This window comes from Streptomyces sp. NPDC031418, from assembly GCF_055581605.1.
This window is the reverse complement of record NZ_JBVIJC010000024.1, coordinates 60,734-75,959: the sequence shown is the minus strand read 5'-3', so window position 1 is coordinate 75,959 and position 15,226 is coordinate 60,734. Positions and strand designations below refer to the sequence as shown.

The window sequence follows — 15,226 nt, the reverse complement described above, 5'->3', positions numbered from 1 at the left end:
CGGCACGGACGGGGGAACGTCGCCATCCCTGAGCCGCGTACGCCCTGGGGCCCCGTCCGCCGGTCCACGAGCCGGAGGTGCCCATGAGTGCGGAGGCCACAAACCCTGCGACCCCTGGCCCGGTAGTGCCCACAGCGGCCACCGTGTCCGTCGCGCCCACCACGACCCGGCGGAAGTCCCGGGCCCGCCTCGATCTGCGCCGGCTCGGCAGGGCCGCGCTGCTCGGCCCCGCCGTCCGCGGCAAACTCCCCGACGCCATCAGCCATGTCGTGGAGGCGCACCGCGCCCACCACCCCGACGCGGACCTGGACCCGCTGCGCCGCGCCTACGTCCTCGCGGAGTCCTCCCACCGCGGCCAGATGCGCAAGAGCGGCGAGCCGTACATCACCCACCCGCTCGCGGTGACGTTGATCCTCGCCGAACTGGGCGCCGAGACCACGACCTTGACCGCGTCGCTGCTCCACGACACCGTCGAGGACACCGATGTGACGCTGGACCAGGTCCGGGAACAGTTCGGCGAGGAAGTGCGTTATCTGGTCGACGGCGTCACGAAACTGGAGAAGGTCGACTACGGAGCCGCCGCCGAACCGGAGACCTTCCGCAAGATGCTCGTCGCCACCGGCAACGACGTGCGCGTGATGTCGATCAAACTCGCCGACCGGCTGCACAACATGCGCACCCTCGGCGTGATGCGCCCCGAGAAACAGGCGCGGATCGCCAAGGTCACCCGGGACGTCCTCATCCCGCTCGCCGAACGCCTCGGCGTGCAGGCGCTGAAGACCGAGATGGAGGACCTGGTCTTCGCCATCCTGCACCCCGAGGAGTACGAGCACACCCGCGAACTCATCGCCGGGAACGCGGCCCGCGCGGACGACCCGCTGACCGAGGTCGCCGACGAGATGCGCGGGGTGCTGCGCGAGGCCGGCATCCAGGCCGAAGTCCTCATCCGGCCGCGGCACTTCGTCTCCGTCCACCGGGTGGCCCGCAAACGCGGCCGGCTGCGCGGCGCCGACTTCGGCCGCCTGCTGGTGCTCGTCCAGGAGGACGCCGACTGTTACGGCGTGCTCGGTGAACTGCACACCTGTATGACGCCGGTCGTCTCGGAGTTCAAGGACTTCATCGCCGTACCCAAGTTCAACCTCTACCAGTCGCTGCACACCGCCGTCGCCCGCCCCGACGGCCAGGTCGTCGAAGTCCTCATCCGCACCCACCAGATGCACAAGGTCGCCGAGGCCGGTGTCGTCGCGCTCGGCAATCCCTACGCGCCCGTCGCGGACCCGGCCGGCACCGGAGCCCTCGCCGACGGCGAGCGGGTCGACCCCACCCGCCCCGGCTGGCTCTCCCGCCTCCTGGAGTGGCAGCAGGCCGCCCCCGACCCCGACACCTTCTGGTCCACCCTGCGCGAGGACCTCGCCCAGGACCGCGAGATCACCGTGTTCCGGCCGGACGGCGGCACCCTCGGCCTGCCCGACGGCGCGACCTGTGTGGACGCCGCCTACGCCCAGTACGGCGAGGACGCGCACGCGTGCATCGGCGCTCGCGTCAACGGCCGCCTGGCCACCCTGAGCACCGTTCTCCGGGACGGCGACACCGTCCAGCTCCTCATGGGCCAGGACCCCGCCTCGGAGCCCTCCCGCGAGTGGCTGGAGCACGCCCACACGCCGGCCGCCCGCATCGCCATCCAGCGCTGGCTGGCGACCCACCCCGGCGGCGGCACCGCGACCGAGGACACCTCCGGTGCCCGTACCGAACCGCCCACCGCCCGTCCGCAGGACAGCGCCCCCGCGCCGGGAGCCGCCGCCCGCCCCAGGGGCGCCGACGTGCTCGCCGACCGGCCCGGGGCCGCCGTACGCCTCGCCGGGTGCTGTACGCCCGTACCGCCCGACGAGATCACCGGCTTCGCGGTCCGCGGGGGAGTGGTGACCGTACACCGCGCGGAGTGCGCGGCGGCGGCGCACATGAAGGCCAGAGGGCGTGCGGAGATCGGCGTGCGCTGGGGGGAGGCCACCGAGTGCCGGGTCACCCTGGTCGCTGAATCGTTCGGCCGCCCCCATCTGCTCGCCGACCTCACCGAGGCGATCTCCTCGGCGGGCGTCGACATCGTCTCCGCCACCGTGGAACCGCCCAGCCAGCAGCGGGTGCGGCACACCTACACCCTCCAGCTCCCCGACGCGGCCCACCTCCCGGCCCTGATGCGCGCCATGCGGGACGTCCCCGGCGTGTACGACGTGAGCCGCGCCCGGCACACCGCCTCCTGAGCACGGCATCCTGCTCCCACGCCCTCCTGTGGACGGCTGTGGACGGCGTCCCGGGACCAACCCGTTCGGGTGGGGCCGTCGCGCGTCGCCGTCCCGGCACGCGCGCGTACTGGTAGCGGTGATGCATGCTGCTCACCCCCCGCTCCCGCCCCCGGACCCGGACCGTCCGGCACCGCAGGGCGGCGGCCCTGCTCGCCTCCGCCGTCTCCGTCTGCCTGCTCGCCGCCGCGGCCCCGCCCGAGCCGCTCGGCATCGGCGACCGCCTCTACCCGTACCTGGGGAACCCGGGCTACGACGTGGCGTCGTACGACCTGTCCTTCAGCTATCCCGGCACCAACGACAAGCCGCTCCAGGCCGTCACCACCATCGACGCCTGGACCACCGCCGACCTGGACCGCATCAACCTCGACTTCGCCCACGGCACGGTGCGCTCGGTCGAGGTCGACGGGCGCCCCGCCGCGTTCACCCGGGCCGGCGACGACCTGGTGGTCACCCCCGACCATCCGCTGGCCGAGGGCGAGTGGACCCGGATCACCGTGCGGCACAGCAGCGACCCCGTCTCCGCCCCGGACCAGGACGGCGGCTGGGTGCGCACCTCCGACGGGCTCGCCATGGCCAACCAGGCCGACGCCGCCCACCTGGTCTTCCCGTGCAACGACCACCCGTCCGACAAGGCGATGTTCACCTTCCACGTCACCGCGCCGAACGGCTACACAGCCGTCGCCAACGGCCTGCCCGTCGGCGCGGACCGGGTCGGCCCCACCACCACCTGGAGCTACCGCACCCAGCACCCCATGGCCACCGAACTCGCCCAGGTGTCCATCGGCCGCTCCTCCGTGCTGCACCGCCAGGGCCCGCACGGGCTGCCGGTGCGCGATGTCGTGCCCAGCGCCGACCGCAAGGCCCTGGAACCCTGGCTCGCCAAGACCCCCGACCAGATCGCCTGGCTGGAGAGCAAGGTCGGCCGGTACCCCTTCGAGACGTACGGCGTGCTCATGGCCCAGGCCTCCACCGGCTTCGAACTGGAGACGCAGACCCTCTCGCTCTTCGAGAAGAACCTGTTCACCCAGCCCGGCTACCCCCGCTGGTACCTCGAGTCGATCATGGTGCACGAGCTGTCCCACCAGTGGTTCGGCGACAGCGTCAGCCCCCGCGCCTGGTCCGACGTCTGGCTGAACGAGGGCCACGCCACCTGGTACGAGGAGCTGTACGCGGAGGAGACCGCGCACCGGCCCATGGTGGACCGGATGAAGGCCGCCTACGCCGCCTCCGACCGCTGGCGCGAGGCCGGCGGACCCCCCGCCCGGCCCAAGCCGCCCGCCCCCGGCCAGAAGATCGGCATCTTCCGGCCCAACGTGTACGACGGCGCCGCGCTCGTCCTCTACGCGCTGCGCCAGAAGATCGGCCGGCCCGCCTTCGAGCGCCTGGAGCGGATCTGGGTCCGGGAGCACCGGGACTCCACCGCCACCACCGCCGAGTTCGTCCAGCTCGCCTCGACCGTCTCCGGCCGCGACCTGAGCGGCTTCCTCAAGGACTGGCTGTACGGCGCGAAGACCCCGCCGATGCCCGGCCACCCGGACTGGAAGCCCCTGCCGCCGACCACCTCGGCTCCCCGGCGGACCGTGCGATAACACGGTGACGCGACGTGCCGCCTCGTGCGACCATCTTCCGGTCGGCGCGACACGCGGGACCCGGGAATCTCCCGGGGTACTCGTACGTTGACACCACACGAGCGGTCCCTCGCGACCGCCGTGTCCAGGCCATCACGGCACTCCGGCACTCTCCATCGACTTAAGGATCAAATGACCTCCTCTTCTTCCCCTTCCCAGGACACCAAGCGCCTCGCGCACGCCTATCCCGAGGGTCTTCGGGCCGATGCCCTGATGGAAGAGGACGTCGCCTGGAGCTACGAGATCGACGGCGAGCGGGACGGCGACCAGTTCGACCGCTCCGAGCGCGCGGCCCTGCGCCGCGTGGCCGGCCTCTCCACCGAGCTGGAGGACGTCACCGAGGTCGAGTACCGCCAGCTCCGCCTGGAGCGGGTCGTGCTCGTCGGGGTGTGGACCACCGGCACCGCGCAGGACGCCGACAACTCCCTCGCGGAGCTGGCGGCCCTCGCCGAGACCGCGGGCGCGCTCGTGCTCGACGGCGTCATCCAGCGCCGCGACAAGCCCGACGCGGCCACCTACATCGGCTCCGGCAAGGCCGCCGAGCTGCGCGACGTCGTCCTCGAGACGGGCGCGGACACCGTCATCTGCGACGGTGAGCTGAGCCCCGGCCAGCTGATCCAGCTGGAGGACGTCGTCAAGGTCAAGGTCATCGACCGTACGGCGCTGATCCTCGACATCTTCGCCCAGCACGCCAAGTCCCGCGAGGGCAAGGCGCAGGTCGCGCTCGCGCAGATGCAGTACATGCTGCCGCGGCTGCGCGGCTGGGGTCAGTCGCTGTCCCGGCAGATGGGTGGTGGCCGCGGCGGCCTCGCCACGCGTGGCCCCGGTGAGACCAAGATCGAGACGGACCGGCGCCGGATCCGCGAGAAGATGGCGAAGATGCGCCGGGAGATCGCGGACATGAAGACCGGCCGCGAGGTCAAGCGCCAGGAGCGCCGGCGCAACAAGGTGCCGTCCGTCGCCATCGCGGGCTACACCAACGCCGGCAAGTCCTCCCTGCTCAACCGCCTCACCGGCGCCGGCGTCCTGGTCGAGAACGCCCTGTTCGCGACCCTGGACCCGACCGTCCGCCGCGCGGAGACCCCGAGCGGCCGCCTGTACACGCTGGCGGACACCGTCGGCTTCGTCCGGCATCTGCCGCACCACCTGGTCGAGGCGTTCCGCTCCACCATGGAGGAGGTCGGCGACTCCGACCTGATCCTGCACGTGGTGGACGGCTCGCACCCGAACCCGGAGGAGCAGCTCGCCGCCGTGCGCGAGGTGATCCGGGACGTCGGGGCCACCGACGTGCCCGAGATCGTCGTGATCAACAAGGCGGACGCGGCCGATCCGTTGGTCCTTCAGCGGCTGCTCAGGATCGAGAAGCGCTCCCTCGCGGTCTCCGCCCGCACCGGCCAGGGCATCGACACGCTGCTCGCCCTGATCGACGACGAGCTGCCCCGGCCCTCGGTCGAGGTCGAGGCTCTCGTGCCGTACACCCACGGCAAGCTGGTCGCCCGCGCCCACACCGAGGGCGAGGTGATCTCCGAGGAGCACACCGCGGAGGGCACCCTGCTCAAGGTCCGGGTGCACGAGGAGCTGGCGGCGGACCTCGCCCCCTACACGGCGGTCTCCGCAGCCTGACCCACGGCACGACGAAGGCCCGCCACCCCCCTGGGGGCGGCGGGCCTTCCGGCTACCGGTCTCAGACCGTCACTGCCCGGCGAACTTCTTGCTCACCGCCTGGTACACGCCCTTGGCCACAGGACCCAGCCGGGGACCGGCGAGCCAGCCCGAGCTGACCGGGCCGATGGAGGTGTTGGACACCAGCGCCGGCTTGCCGTCCGAGCCCGTCTCCACCCAGCCACCGCCGGAGGAACCACCGGTCATCGTGCAGCCGATGCGGTACATCGTCGGGTCGGACTGGTTGATCGACAGCCGCCCGGGCTTGTCCTTGCACTGGTACAGCAGCTGACCGTCGTACGGAGGCGCCGCCGGGTAACCGTCCGCGCTGATGCTCTGCACCTTCGGCACGGCCGGCGCGTCGAAGTTCACCGGCAGCGCACCGCCGACCGTCTCCTCCAGCGACTTGCCCTTGTTGCCCTGCTCCGGCGTCACATGGATGACCGAGAAGTCGTAGGAGGCACCGTTGCCGCCGGTCTCCCCGCCCTGGTCGATCCACTGCTGGGAGGTCTGCGCCGCGTCCGCCCACCAGACCCCGTACGGGGCGATCTGCGAGCGGGAGGCCTTGTTCAGCTGGGCGGTCGACATGGCCGCGTTGTTGTACGACGGCACGAAGGCGAGGTTGCGGTACCAGCCGCCCTTCTTGCCCGCGTGCACACAGTGGCCCGCCGTCCACACGAGGTTGGACTTGCCCGGGTGCGCCGGGTCCTCCACGACCGTGCCCGAGCAGACCATGGTGCCCTCGGGCGAGTCGAAGAACAGCTTGCCGAACGGGGCCGCGTTGGTGTGGTACGGCGCTGCGACCGCCTGCGCCTTCACCGGCTGCGGCGTCGGGTCCGTCACGCCCTGGTCACCGGAGATGTCGTTGTTGTCGACACCCTTGTCCGGGTCGTTGGCGTGGCGCATCCGGTTCGGGTCCCACAGACCCTTGATGATCGGGTTGATGAAGTCGTTGGCCTCGCGCAGCCAGTCCTGCCTGTTCCAGTTCTTCCAGGCGCCGTTCTTCCACTTGTCGATGTCGATCCCGTGCTCCTTGAGCTTCTGCTTCAAGTCGTCCGGAATCTTGATCTTGCCGTCGCCCGAGCCGGCCGCCGTCGCGGAAGCGGTCGGCGAGCCGTCGGCTTGGTCGTCGCCGTTGCAGCCGGTGGCGGTCAGCGCCAGCGCCGAGGCGAGGGCGACCGCCGCCAGCGACGTGGAGGCGCGACGCGGGCCCCTCCCTCGCCCAGCGGTGGACGACGGCCGTATGGATCGCATGTTCTTGACTCCCCGTGTGGTGAAGTGACTCGGCGCTCATCGAGGGCACCAGCGGTGAACCCAGGGAGAGTTCACCCACCGGTCCCACGACGTTCTGGGAACGGCACCACACCTTATGCGTTCCCTGTGGGGGACATCCGATGGAACGGCAACGGTTCGGCTACAAGCCGTCTGACCTGGTCGGTATCCAGGGAGCCGGCTCATATCCCGAGACCCGTGGGAGAGTTGCCGGACCCTCCCCCCGGGGATCCGCCGGATGGCCGCGCCGGGGTGCACACGCTGACGAACCGTGAAACTCTCTCCTTCCACCCCGCACGGGGTGCCTTGGGAGGGGCACCCTGGGAAACGACGGCGCGCCGGAGGGCACGGAGGCGAGGACGTCCCTCGCTCACCGGGCCCCTCGTCCACTCGGCCGAACGGCTGACATCCTGTGGACCGTCCGGCGACACAGAGGGAGACGACACCGATGTCACACACCGCTCCGGCGCCGGCGGCATCCGTCCCGCCTCCGTCGCCCCCCGTCGAGAAGATCGAGCTGACCGCGGGCGCGGTACGGCTGTCGGGGCTGCTCGCCCTGCCCACCGGCACAGAACCGCGTGCCCTGCTCGTCGCCCTCCACGGCGGAGGCATGGGAGCCGGCTACTTCCACGGGCATGTGGACCCGTCCGCCTCCCTGCTGTCGCTCGCGACCGCGGCCGGATATGCCGCCCTCGCCCTCGACCGCCCCGGCTACGGCGCCTCGGCCGGCCTGCTGCCGGAGGGCATGGACCTGGCCGACCAGGCGTCCTGCGTCCGGGAAGCGCTGCGCGGCTATGCCGCCGAGCATCCGTCGGGCGCCGGATGCTTTCTCGTCGGCCACTCCTTCGGGGGAACGCTGGCCCTGACCATGGCCGCCTCGGCAGTGCCGGACGACCGGCTGATCGGGGTCGATGTGTCGGGTGTCGGCGGCCGCTGGGCCCTGCCCCCGGACCGGCTGTCCTCCCCGGGACGGATCCCCGACTCCCGGCTGCACTGGGGCCCGCTGTCGCTGTATCCCTCGGGCACCTTCCTGGTGGCGCGGAAGGTCGTCGGCCCGTTCCCGCCCCGGGAGGCCGAGTCCGTCCGGGACTGGCCCCGCGCCTATGCCGGGCTGGCCGCCGCCATCCGGGTGCCGGTGCGCTTCACCTTCGCCGAGCACGAGCGCTTCTGGGCCTGCGACCCCGACGCCGTGCGCGAACTGACCGCACCCCTCACCGCTCCACTGGTGCGCGTCCGGCATGAGGCGGGCGCCGGCCACAACATCAGCCTCGGACACGCGGCCCACCGCCACCACCGGTCCGTCCTCGCCTTCCTCGAGGAATGCCGCGGCCGGCAGGAGCAGGAGACGGCTGGAGCGGGGGCCGCGGAACGGGAGACGGTCGGAGCGGGTGCCGTGGAACTGGAGGTCGATGAGCGGGGGATGGCCGAGCGGGGCATGGCCGAGCGGGGTTTGGCCGAGCAGCGCTGACGGCCGCGGCGCCGCATTCCGCCGTCGCGCCGGGCGGCGACCCCAACGGCCATCCCAGCGGCGGTTCCCACGGTGATTCCAGCGGCGCTTTCGGCACGGCAACGAACCCGGCATGACCCGTAACCCGCCGCACGGTCCGCGGTTGTAGGCGGTGGGGGCGTGCCGGCGAAGCCGCTCCCCGCTCATCAACTCGCCTCCGAACAGCGGGGAGGACAGCCCACCGTGGCCGTGACGGAGCCGATGGCTGAAGGCACAGACAGGGAACGGCGCGCCGTGCACGAGGGGATCCTCAGACGGCAGTCGGCGCGCGAGTCCTCGGCGCGCACCTATGCCCGGGCGCTGCCCATCGTCCCGGTCCGGGCCCGGGGACTCACCATCGAGGGCGCCGACGGCCGCCGCTACCTGGACTGCCTCTCCGGCGCCGGCGCGCTCGCCCTCGGCCACAACCACCCCGTCGTGCTCGAAGCCGTCCGCGGTGTCCTCGACTCCGGTGCCCCGCTCTCCGTCCTCGACCTCGCGACCCCCGTCAAGGACGCCTTCGTCACCGAGCTGTTCCGCACACTGCCGCCTGCCCTCGCCGCCCGGGCCCGCGTCCAGTTCTGCGGACCGGCCGGCACCGACGCCGTCGAGGCCGCTCTGAAACTGGTCCGCGCCGCCACCGGCCGCACCGGCCTCCTCGCCTTCACCGGCGCCTACCACGGAATGACCGCCGGTGCCCTGGCCGCCTCCGGTGGTGCCCGCGACGTCCAGGTCACCCGACTGCCCTATCCGCAGGACTACCGCTGTCCGTTCGGCATCGGCGGTCCGCGCGGTGCCGAGCTCGGCGTCCGCTGGACGGAGTCGCTGCTGGACGATCCCAAGTCGGGCGTCCCGCTGCCCGCCGGCATGATCCTGGAACCCGTCCAGGGCGAAGGCGGGGTGATCCCCGCGCCGGACGACTGGATGCGCCGGATGCGCCGGTTGACGGTGGACCGGTCGGTCCCGCTGATCGTCGACGAGGTGCAGACCGGCGTCGGCAGGACCGGTGCCTTCTGGGCCGTCGACCACAGCGGCATCACGCCCGACGTCATGGTCCTGTCCAAGGCCATCGGCGGCAGCCTCCCGCTGGCCGTGATCGTCTACCGCGACGACCTCGACGTCTGGCAACCCGGCGCCCACGCGGGCACCTTCCGCGGCAACCAGCTCGCCATGGCCGCCGGTACCGCCACCCTCGCCCATGTCCGTGCGAACGGCCTCGCCGCACGAGCCGCCGACCTCGGCTCCCGCATGCTCACCCGACTCCGGCGCGACCTCGGTGCCTTCCCATGCGTCGGAGAGGTACGCGGGCGCGGACTGATGATGGGGGTCGAAATGGTGGACCCGGAGCGGGAAGGCGCCGGCCTCGCCGAAGCACCCCCGGCCGATGACAGCCTCCCGATGCCCTCCACACCGGCCCACCCGGAGCCCACCGCCGTCCGCACTCCGCGACCCGCCGCCCCCGAACTCGCCACGGCGGTCCAGCGTGAGTGCCTCCGGCGGGGGCTCATCGTCGAGCTGGGCGGCCGTCACGCCGCCGTGGTCCGGCTGCTTCCCCCCTTGACGATCAGTGACGAGCAGGCGGAAGCCGTCCTGGACCGCCTGACCGACGCGGTGGCAGCGGCAGCGCGCGACCATGAGCGCCACGGCCCCGATCACCCACGCCACCAGGGCCCGGCCCAGCGCACCGGTTGAACCCGTCACCCGTCCCACCCGCCCGTATCCCCCGTACATCCCAACTCCCCTCCCTACCGGCCACTCAGGCCACTCCCCGCCGTCCACCGCCCGCACGACCGCTCACCCCGGTCACCGGTCATCGGGGACCGGCGAGCGAGCGGTCGCCCACAGCCCCAGGAGCCGTCATGAACACCCCCACCCCCACTCCCGGCGGCCGCCCCGACACCAGCACCGCCCCGGCTCCCCTCGCAGAACCCCTCCAACCCCCACAGCCCGAGCCCGCCCGTCCGTCATCCCCGGCCGCCGAGCCGGTCCCGCCGCACCCGCGGCACCTTCCCGAGCCCGCGCGGCGCGCAGCCACCGCCGCCGAACCGGTCCCGCCCCATCCGCGGCACCCGCCCGAGCCCCCACGGCTCGCAGACCCCGCCGCCGACCCGCTCGACCACCCCGATCCCCTCATCGCGGCCCAGGCCGCCGCCGTGGAGAACCTTCTGCGCTGCTGGGTACGCGAGACCGACCTCCCTGCACCCGCGACCCACGCCCTCCACATCCCGCTGCCCGCCAGTGCCACCTCCCTGCTCGTCCCCGTCCGCCACTGGTCCCCGACGGGCTGGCACCGCTTCGGCGCCCCCCGTTTCGCCGACGCCCCGGAGACCGCCCCGCCCGTCGACGCCGTCACCCTCGCCGCACTCCTCGCCAGGGAGACCACCCCCGCCGACCCGCCCGGCGCCGCCCATCCCGCCGCCTCCCGCCACGGCGAAGTCGGTGACCACGGCGATCTCGTGGCCAGAGTGGCCGACTCCCTCCGCCGCACGGCCACCTTCATCCGTGACCGGCGTGCACACCCCACCGACACCCCCGGCCTCTTCCTCAGCGCCGAACAGGCCCTCCTCCTCGGCCACCCCCTGCATCCGACCCCCAAGAGCCGGGACGGTCTGACCGCATCGGAAGAGCGGCTCTACTCACCGGAGTTGCGTGGCTCCTTCCCCCTGCACTGGCTGGCTGTCGCCCCCTCCCTGCTCGCCGCCGACTCCGCCTGGACCGAGCGCGGTCGTCCCGTACCCGCCGACCACCTCACCCGCCGTCTCGCCGGAACCGAGCTGCCTCTCCCGGACGGGTACGCCGCCCTGCCGCTGCACCCCTGGCAGGCGCGCGAGGTACGGCACCGGGAAGCCGTCGCGGCCCTGCTCGACTCCGGGCTCCTGCGGGACCTGGGCCCGCACGGCCCCGCCTGGCACCCCACCTCCTCCGTGCGCACGGTCCACCGGTCCGACGCCTCCGCGATGCTCAAGCTGTCGCTGGGGCTGCGCATCACCAACTCCCGCCGGGAGAACCTGCGCAAGGAACTCCACCGCGGAGTCGAGGTGCACCGACTGCTGCGCGCCGGTCTGTTCCAGGAGTGGCAGGCCGCACACCCGGGCTTCGACATCGTCCGCGACCCGGCCTGGCTCGACGTCGACGGGCAGGACGGTCTTCCCGTGCCCGGTCTCTCCGTGATGATCAGGCACAACCCCTTCCGCCCGAGCGACGACGCCGGATGCCTCGCCGGACTCGTCTCCCCCCGTCCTCTCGCCGGTGCAGCCGACACCGCGCCACCGCAGCAGGCCCCCTGGCACATGCGGTCCAGGCTCGCCCGGGCCACGACGCGGCTCGCCGCGCGCACCGGCCGGCCCGTCGGAGCCGTCGCCGCGGAGTGGTTCCTGCGCTATCTGGAGCACGTGGTCCGCCCCGTGCTCTGGCTGGACGGCGAGGCCGGCGTCGCGCTCGAAGCCCATCAGCAGAACACCCTGGTGCTGCTGGACGCCGACGGCTGGCCCACCGGCGGCCGCTACCGCGACAACCAGGGCTACTACTTCCGCGAGTCCCGCCGCGCCGAACTCGCCACCCGGCTGCCCGGTATCGGCGACCACAGCGACACCTTCGTCTCCGACGAGGTCACCGACGAGCGCTTCGCCTACTACCTCGGCATCAACAACGTGCTGGGTCTGATCGGCGCCTTCGGCTCCCAGCGCCTCGCCGACGAGCGCCTGCTCCTCGCCGCCTTCCGCCGCTTCCTCACCGACCTCGTCTCGGGGCCCGATCCGCTGCGCACCTCCCTGCCCGCCGTCCTGCTCGAATCACCGGTCCTGCGCTGCAAGGCCAACCTGCTGACCCGGCTGCACGGTCTGGACGAACTCGTCGGTCCGGTCGACACCCAGTCCGTCTACGTCACCATCGCCAACCCCCTCCATTCCTGAACCGCCGACGCCGCCGACGCCGCCGCCGAGAGGAGTCCCCATGCCGCCCCCCGAAGCGAGCCCCACCGACGCGAGCCCCGGTGCCGCCTCCCTCCCTCCCGCCGAGCCCGTCGCCCCTGCCGCCGACGAGGCAGCCGGACTCCTCGACCACCTCTCCGCATGGGGGCCGACGCCCACTCCCGCAGGCTCCTTCCGGCTGGCCCCCGTACGCGTCGACCTCGACCTGCCGCTCATCCACCGCTGGATGAACGACCCCGCGGTGGCGCAGTTCTGGGAGCTGGCCGGTGCCCCGCACCGCACGGCAGTCCACCTGCGTGCGCAACTCGACGGCGACGGACGCAGCGTGCCGTGCCTGGGGCTCCTGGACGGCACCCCCATGAGCTACTGGGAGATCTACCGGGCCGATCTCGACCCCCTGGCCCGCCACTATCCGGCTCTTCCCCAGGACACCGGCATCCACCTGCTCCTGGGCGAAGTGGCCGACCGGGGCCGGGGACTGGGGACAGCCCTGATCCGAGCAGTGGCCGACCTCGTCCTCGACCGGCGCCCCGCATGCGCACGGGTCGTGGCGGAACCCGATCTTCGCAACACCCCCTCCGTCTCCGCGTTCGTGAGCGCGGGATTCCGTATCGCCGCCGAGCTCGACCTGCCCGGGAAGCGGGCCGCGCTCGTGATGCGTGACCGGGACCGGCCCCCTCGCCGTACCGTCGTAGCGGTCAGTGATTGATCCGTCACACGTAGTACGAACGGCGATCCCGGCGGGTTCCCGGGATCCCGAACATCTCCGAAGAATTTCCGGCCCGAGCCGACCCCCGCCTCACCCTCGCCACCCATCCCTCGCCCCACCCCTCCTCCCCACCGTCCCCCCAGGAGCCGGTCAGTGATCGCGTCCCCCGTCCCCTCGGGGATCCCCCGTTTGTCAGTGCCGGGCCGTAGGGTGGTCGGGCTATGACGAAGCCCCCACTCTCCGAACTCCTGCATGCCGCTGTCACAGCCGTCGGCGGCACGGAGCGCCCCGGCCAGGTGACCATGGCCGAATCGGTCGCCGAGGCGATCGATGACGGATCTCATCTGCTGGTGCAGGCCGGCACCGGCACCGGAAAGTCGCTGGGCTATCTCGTGCCCGCGCTCGCGCAGGGAGAACGGGTGGTGGTCGCGACGGCCACCCTCGCCTTGCAGCGTCAGCTCGTGGAGCGTGACCTGCCGCGCACCGTCGACGCCCTGCATCCGCTGCTGCGCCGCCGTCCCGAGTTCGCGATGCTCAAGGGCCGCTCCAACTACCTCTGCCTGCACCGGCTCCACGAGGGCGTGCCGCAGGACGAGGAGGACGGCCTCTTCGACCAGTTCGAGGCCGCAGCCCCCACCAGCAAGCTGGGCCAGGACCTGCTGCGGCTGCGGGACTGGGCGGACGAGACGGAGAGCGGCGACCGGGACGACCTCACCCCCGGTGTCTCGGACCGCGCCTGGGCGCAGGTGTCGGTGTCGTCGCGGGAGTGCCTGGGCGCGACGAAGTGCGCGTACGGCGCCGAGTGCTTCGCGGAGATGGCCCGGGAGCGTGCCAAGCTCGCCGAGGTCGTGGTGACGAACCACGCACTGCTGGCCATCGACGCCATCGAGGGCGCGCCGGTGCTGCCCCAGCACGAGGTGCTGATCGTGGACGAGGCGCACGAACTCGTCTCGCGGGTGACCGGCGTCGCCACCGGTGAGCTGACCCCCGGCCAGGTCAACCGGGCCGTGCGCCGCGCGGCCAAGCTCGTCAACGAGAAGGCCGCCGACCAGCTCCAGACCGCCGCCGAGGGCTTCGAGCGGCTCATGGAGCTGGCCTTGCCCGGCCGTCTGGAGGAGATCACGGAGGACCTCGGCTACGCCCTGATGGCGCTGCGGGACGCCGCCCGTACGGTGATCTCCGCGATGGGCGCCACGCGCGACAAGTCCGTCCAGGACGAGGACGCCGTCCGCAAGCAGGCGCTGGCCTCCGTGGAGACGGTGCACGACGTGGCCGAGCGTGTGCTGAACGGCTCGGAGTGGGACGTCGTCTGGTACGAGCGGCACGACCGCTTCGGCGCCTCCCTGCGCGTCGCCCCCATGTCGGTCTCGGGCCTGCTCAGGGAGAAGCTGTTCGCGGACCGTGCCGTGATCCTCGCCTCGGCGACGCTCAAGCTGGGCGGCGACTTCAACGGCGTCGGGGCCTCGCTCGGCCTCGGTCCCGAGGGGGCGGAGGGCGATGATCTGCCCAAGTGGAAGGGCATCGACGTCGGCTCGCCCTTCGACTACCGCAAGCAGGGCATCCTGTACGTCGCCAAGCACCTGGCGCGCCCCGCCCGTGACGGCGAGCGCACGGACATGCTGGACGAGCTGACCGAGTTGATCCAGGCGGCCGGCGGACGCACTCTCGGGCTCTTCTCGTCGATGCGGGCCGCCCAGCTCGCCGCCGAGGAACTACGCTCGCGGATCCCGGAGTTCCCGATCCTGCTCCAGGGCGAGGAGACGCTCGGCGAACTGATCAAGAACTTCTCCGCGGATCCGAAGACCTGTCTCTTCGGCACGCTGTCCCTCTGGCAGGGCGTGGACGTGCCGGGCCCCAGCTGTCAGCTGGTGGTCATGGACAAGATCCCGTTCCCGCGGCCCGACGATCCACTGATGAGCGCCCGGCAGAAGGCGGTCGAGGACGCGGGCGGCAACGGCTTCATAGCGGTGGCCGCGACCCATGCGGCCCTGCTGATGGCCCAGGGCGCCGGCCGTCTCGTACGCGCGTCGGGCGACCGGGGCGTGGTCGCCGTACTGGACCAGCGGCTGGCGACCGCGCGGTACGGCGGCTATCTCAAGGCGTCGCTGCCCGACTTCTGGTACACCACGGACCGTAACCAGGTCCGCAAGTCGCTGGCTGCCATCGACGCGGCGGCGAAGGCGGCGGAGAAGTGAGTCCGGGGGTGGTCCGACCGGTGATGGTCGGACCACCCCCGGAGA

General features: G+C 72.4%; 9 protein-coding genes. 8 read left to right on the top strand and 1 reads right to left on the bottom strand.

Annotated features, from left to right (window positions below):
- The first annotated feature begins 83 nt into the window (after window positions 1-83).
- The 3 genes from ACZ5CZ_RS30710 to hflX all read left to right on the top strand — a co-directional run bounded on the left by ACZ5CZ_RS30710 (window position 84) and on the right by hflX (window position 5,551).
- Window positions 84-2,258 (top strand): RelA/SpoT family protein, encoded by a 2,175-nt coding sequence (locus ACZ5CZ_RS30710; protein ID WP_385840393.1) that lies wholly within the window; start codon window positions 84-86, stop codon window positions 2,256-2,258.
- 125 nt (window positions 2,259-2,383) lie between these two features.
- Window positions 2,384-3,889: a M1 family metallopeptidase gene (locus ACZ5CZ_RS30705; RefSeq protein ID WP_468947555.1), complete on the top strand. Its 1,506-nt coding sequence runs from the start codon at window positions 2,384-2,386 to the stop codon at window positions 3,887-3,889.
- Between the two features lie 171 nt (window positions 3,890-4,060).
- Window positions 4,061-5,551: a GTPase HflX gene (gene hflX, locus ACZ5CZ_RS30700; RefSeq protein WP_385840396.1), complete on the top strand. Its 1,491-nt coding sequence runs from the start codon at window positions 4,061-4,063 to the stop codon at window positions 5,549-5,551.
- A 69-nt stretch (window positions 5,552-5,620) separates the two neighbouring features.
- On the opposite strand, the gene ACZ5CZ_RS30695 is transcribed toward hflX, so the two are convergent.
- On the bottom strand, window positions 5,621-6,844 hold the full coding sequence (locus tag ACZ5CZ_RS30695; RefSeq protein ID WP_385840397.1) for a trypsin-like serine peptidase: 1,224 nt from the start codon (window positions 6,842-6,844) through the stop codon (window positions 5,621-5,623).
- Between the two features lie 466 nt (window positions 6,845-7,310).
- On the opposite strand from ACZ5CZ_RS30695, the gene ACZ5CZ_RS30690 reads away from it, so the two are divergent.
- The 5 genes from ACZ5CZ_RS30690 to ACZ5CZ_RS30670 all read left to right on the top strand — a co-directional run bounded on the left by ACZ5CZ_RS30690 (window position 7,311) and on the right by ACZ5CZ_RS30670 (window position 15,181).
- A complete protein-coding gene (locus ACZ5CZ_RS30690) occupies window positions 7,311-8,330 on the top strand; it encodes an alpha/beta hydrolase (RefSeq protein ID WP_468947553.1) in 1,020 nt (339 codons plus the stop codon).
- 240 nt (window positions 8,331-8,570) lie between these two features.
- A complete protein-coding gene (locus ACZ5CZ_RS30685) occupies window positions 8,571-10,040 on the top strand; it encodes a diaminobutyrate--2-oxoglutarate transaminase family protein (RefSeq protein WP_468947551.1) in 1,470 nt (489 codons plus the stop codon).
- A gap of 167 nt (window positions 10,041-10,207) precedes the next feature.
- Window positions 10,208-12,259: an IucA/IucC family protein gene (locus ACZ5CZ_RS30680; RefSeq protein WP_468947549.1), complete on the top strand. Its 2,052-nt coding sequence runs from the start codon at window positions 10,208-10,210 to the stop codon at window positions 12,257-12,259.
- Window positions 12,260-12,299: 40 nt separating this feature from the next.
- Window positions 12,300-12,986 (top strand): GNAT family N-acetyltransferase, encoded by a 687-nt coding sequence (locus ACZ5CZ_RS30675; protein WP_468947548.1) that lies wholly within the window; start codon window positions 12,300-12,302, stop codon window positions 12,984-12,986.
- A 221-nt stretch (window positions 12,987-13,207) separates the two neighbouring features.
- On the top strand, window positions 13,208-15,181 hold the full coding sequence (locus ACZ5CZ_RS30670) for an ATP-dependent DNA helicase (RefSeq protein ID WP_468947546.1): 1,974 nt from the start codon (window positions 13,208-13,210) through the stop codon (window positions 15,179-15,181).
- Window positions 15,182-15,226: the final 45 nt, after the last annotated feature.

Excerpts from the sequence above, each read along its gene's own strand:
- ACZ5CZ_RS30675 (WP_468947548.1), top strand. The coding sequence starts at position 12,300 with ATGCCGCCCCCCGAAGCGAGCCCCACCGACGCGAGCCCCGGTGCCGCC.
- ACZ5CZ_RS30695 (WP_385840397.1), bottom strand. The coding sequence starts at position 6,844 with ATGCGATCCATACGGCCGTCGTCCACCGCTGGGCGAGGGAGGGGCCCG.
- ACZ5CZ_RS30685 (WP_468947551.1), top strand. The coding sequence starts at position 8,571 with ATGGCTGAAGGCACAGACAGGGAACGGCGCGCCGTGCACGAGGGGATC.
- ACZ5CZ_RS30710 (WP_385840393.1), top strand. The coding sequence starts at position 84 with ATGAGTGCGGAGGCCACAAACCCTGCGACCCCTGGCCCGGTAGTGCCC.
- hflX (WP_385840396.1), top strand. The coding sequence starts at position 4,061 with ATGACCTCCTCTTCTTCCCCTTCCCAGGACACCAAGCGCCTCGCGCAC.
- ACZ5CZ_RS30680 (WP_468947549.1), top strand. The coding sequence starts at position 10,208 with ATGAACACCCCCACCCCCACTCCCGGCGGCCGCCCCGACACCAGCACC.
- ACZ5CZ_RS30670 (WP_468947546.1), top strand. The coding sequence starts at position 13,208 with ATGACGAAGCCCCCACTCTCCGAACTCCTGCATGCCGCTGTCACAGCC.
- ACZ5CZ_RS30690 (WP_468947553.1), top strand. The coding sequence starts at position 7,311 with ATGTCACACACCGCTCCGGCGCCGGCGGCATCCGTCCCGCCTCCGTCG.
- ACZ5CZ_RS30705 (WP_468947555.1), top strand. The coding sequence starts at position 2,384 with ATGCTGCTCACCCCCCGCTCCCGCCCCCGGACCCGGACCGTCCGGCAC.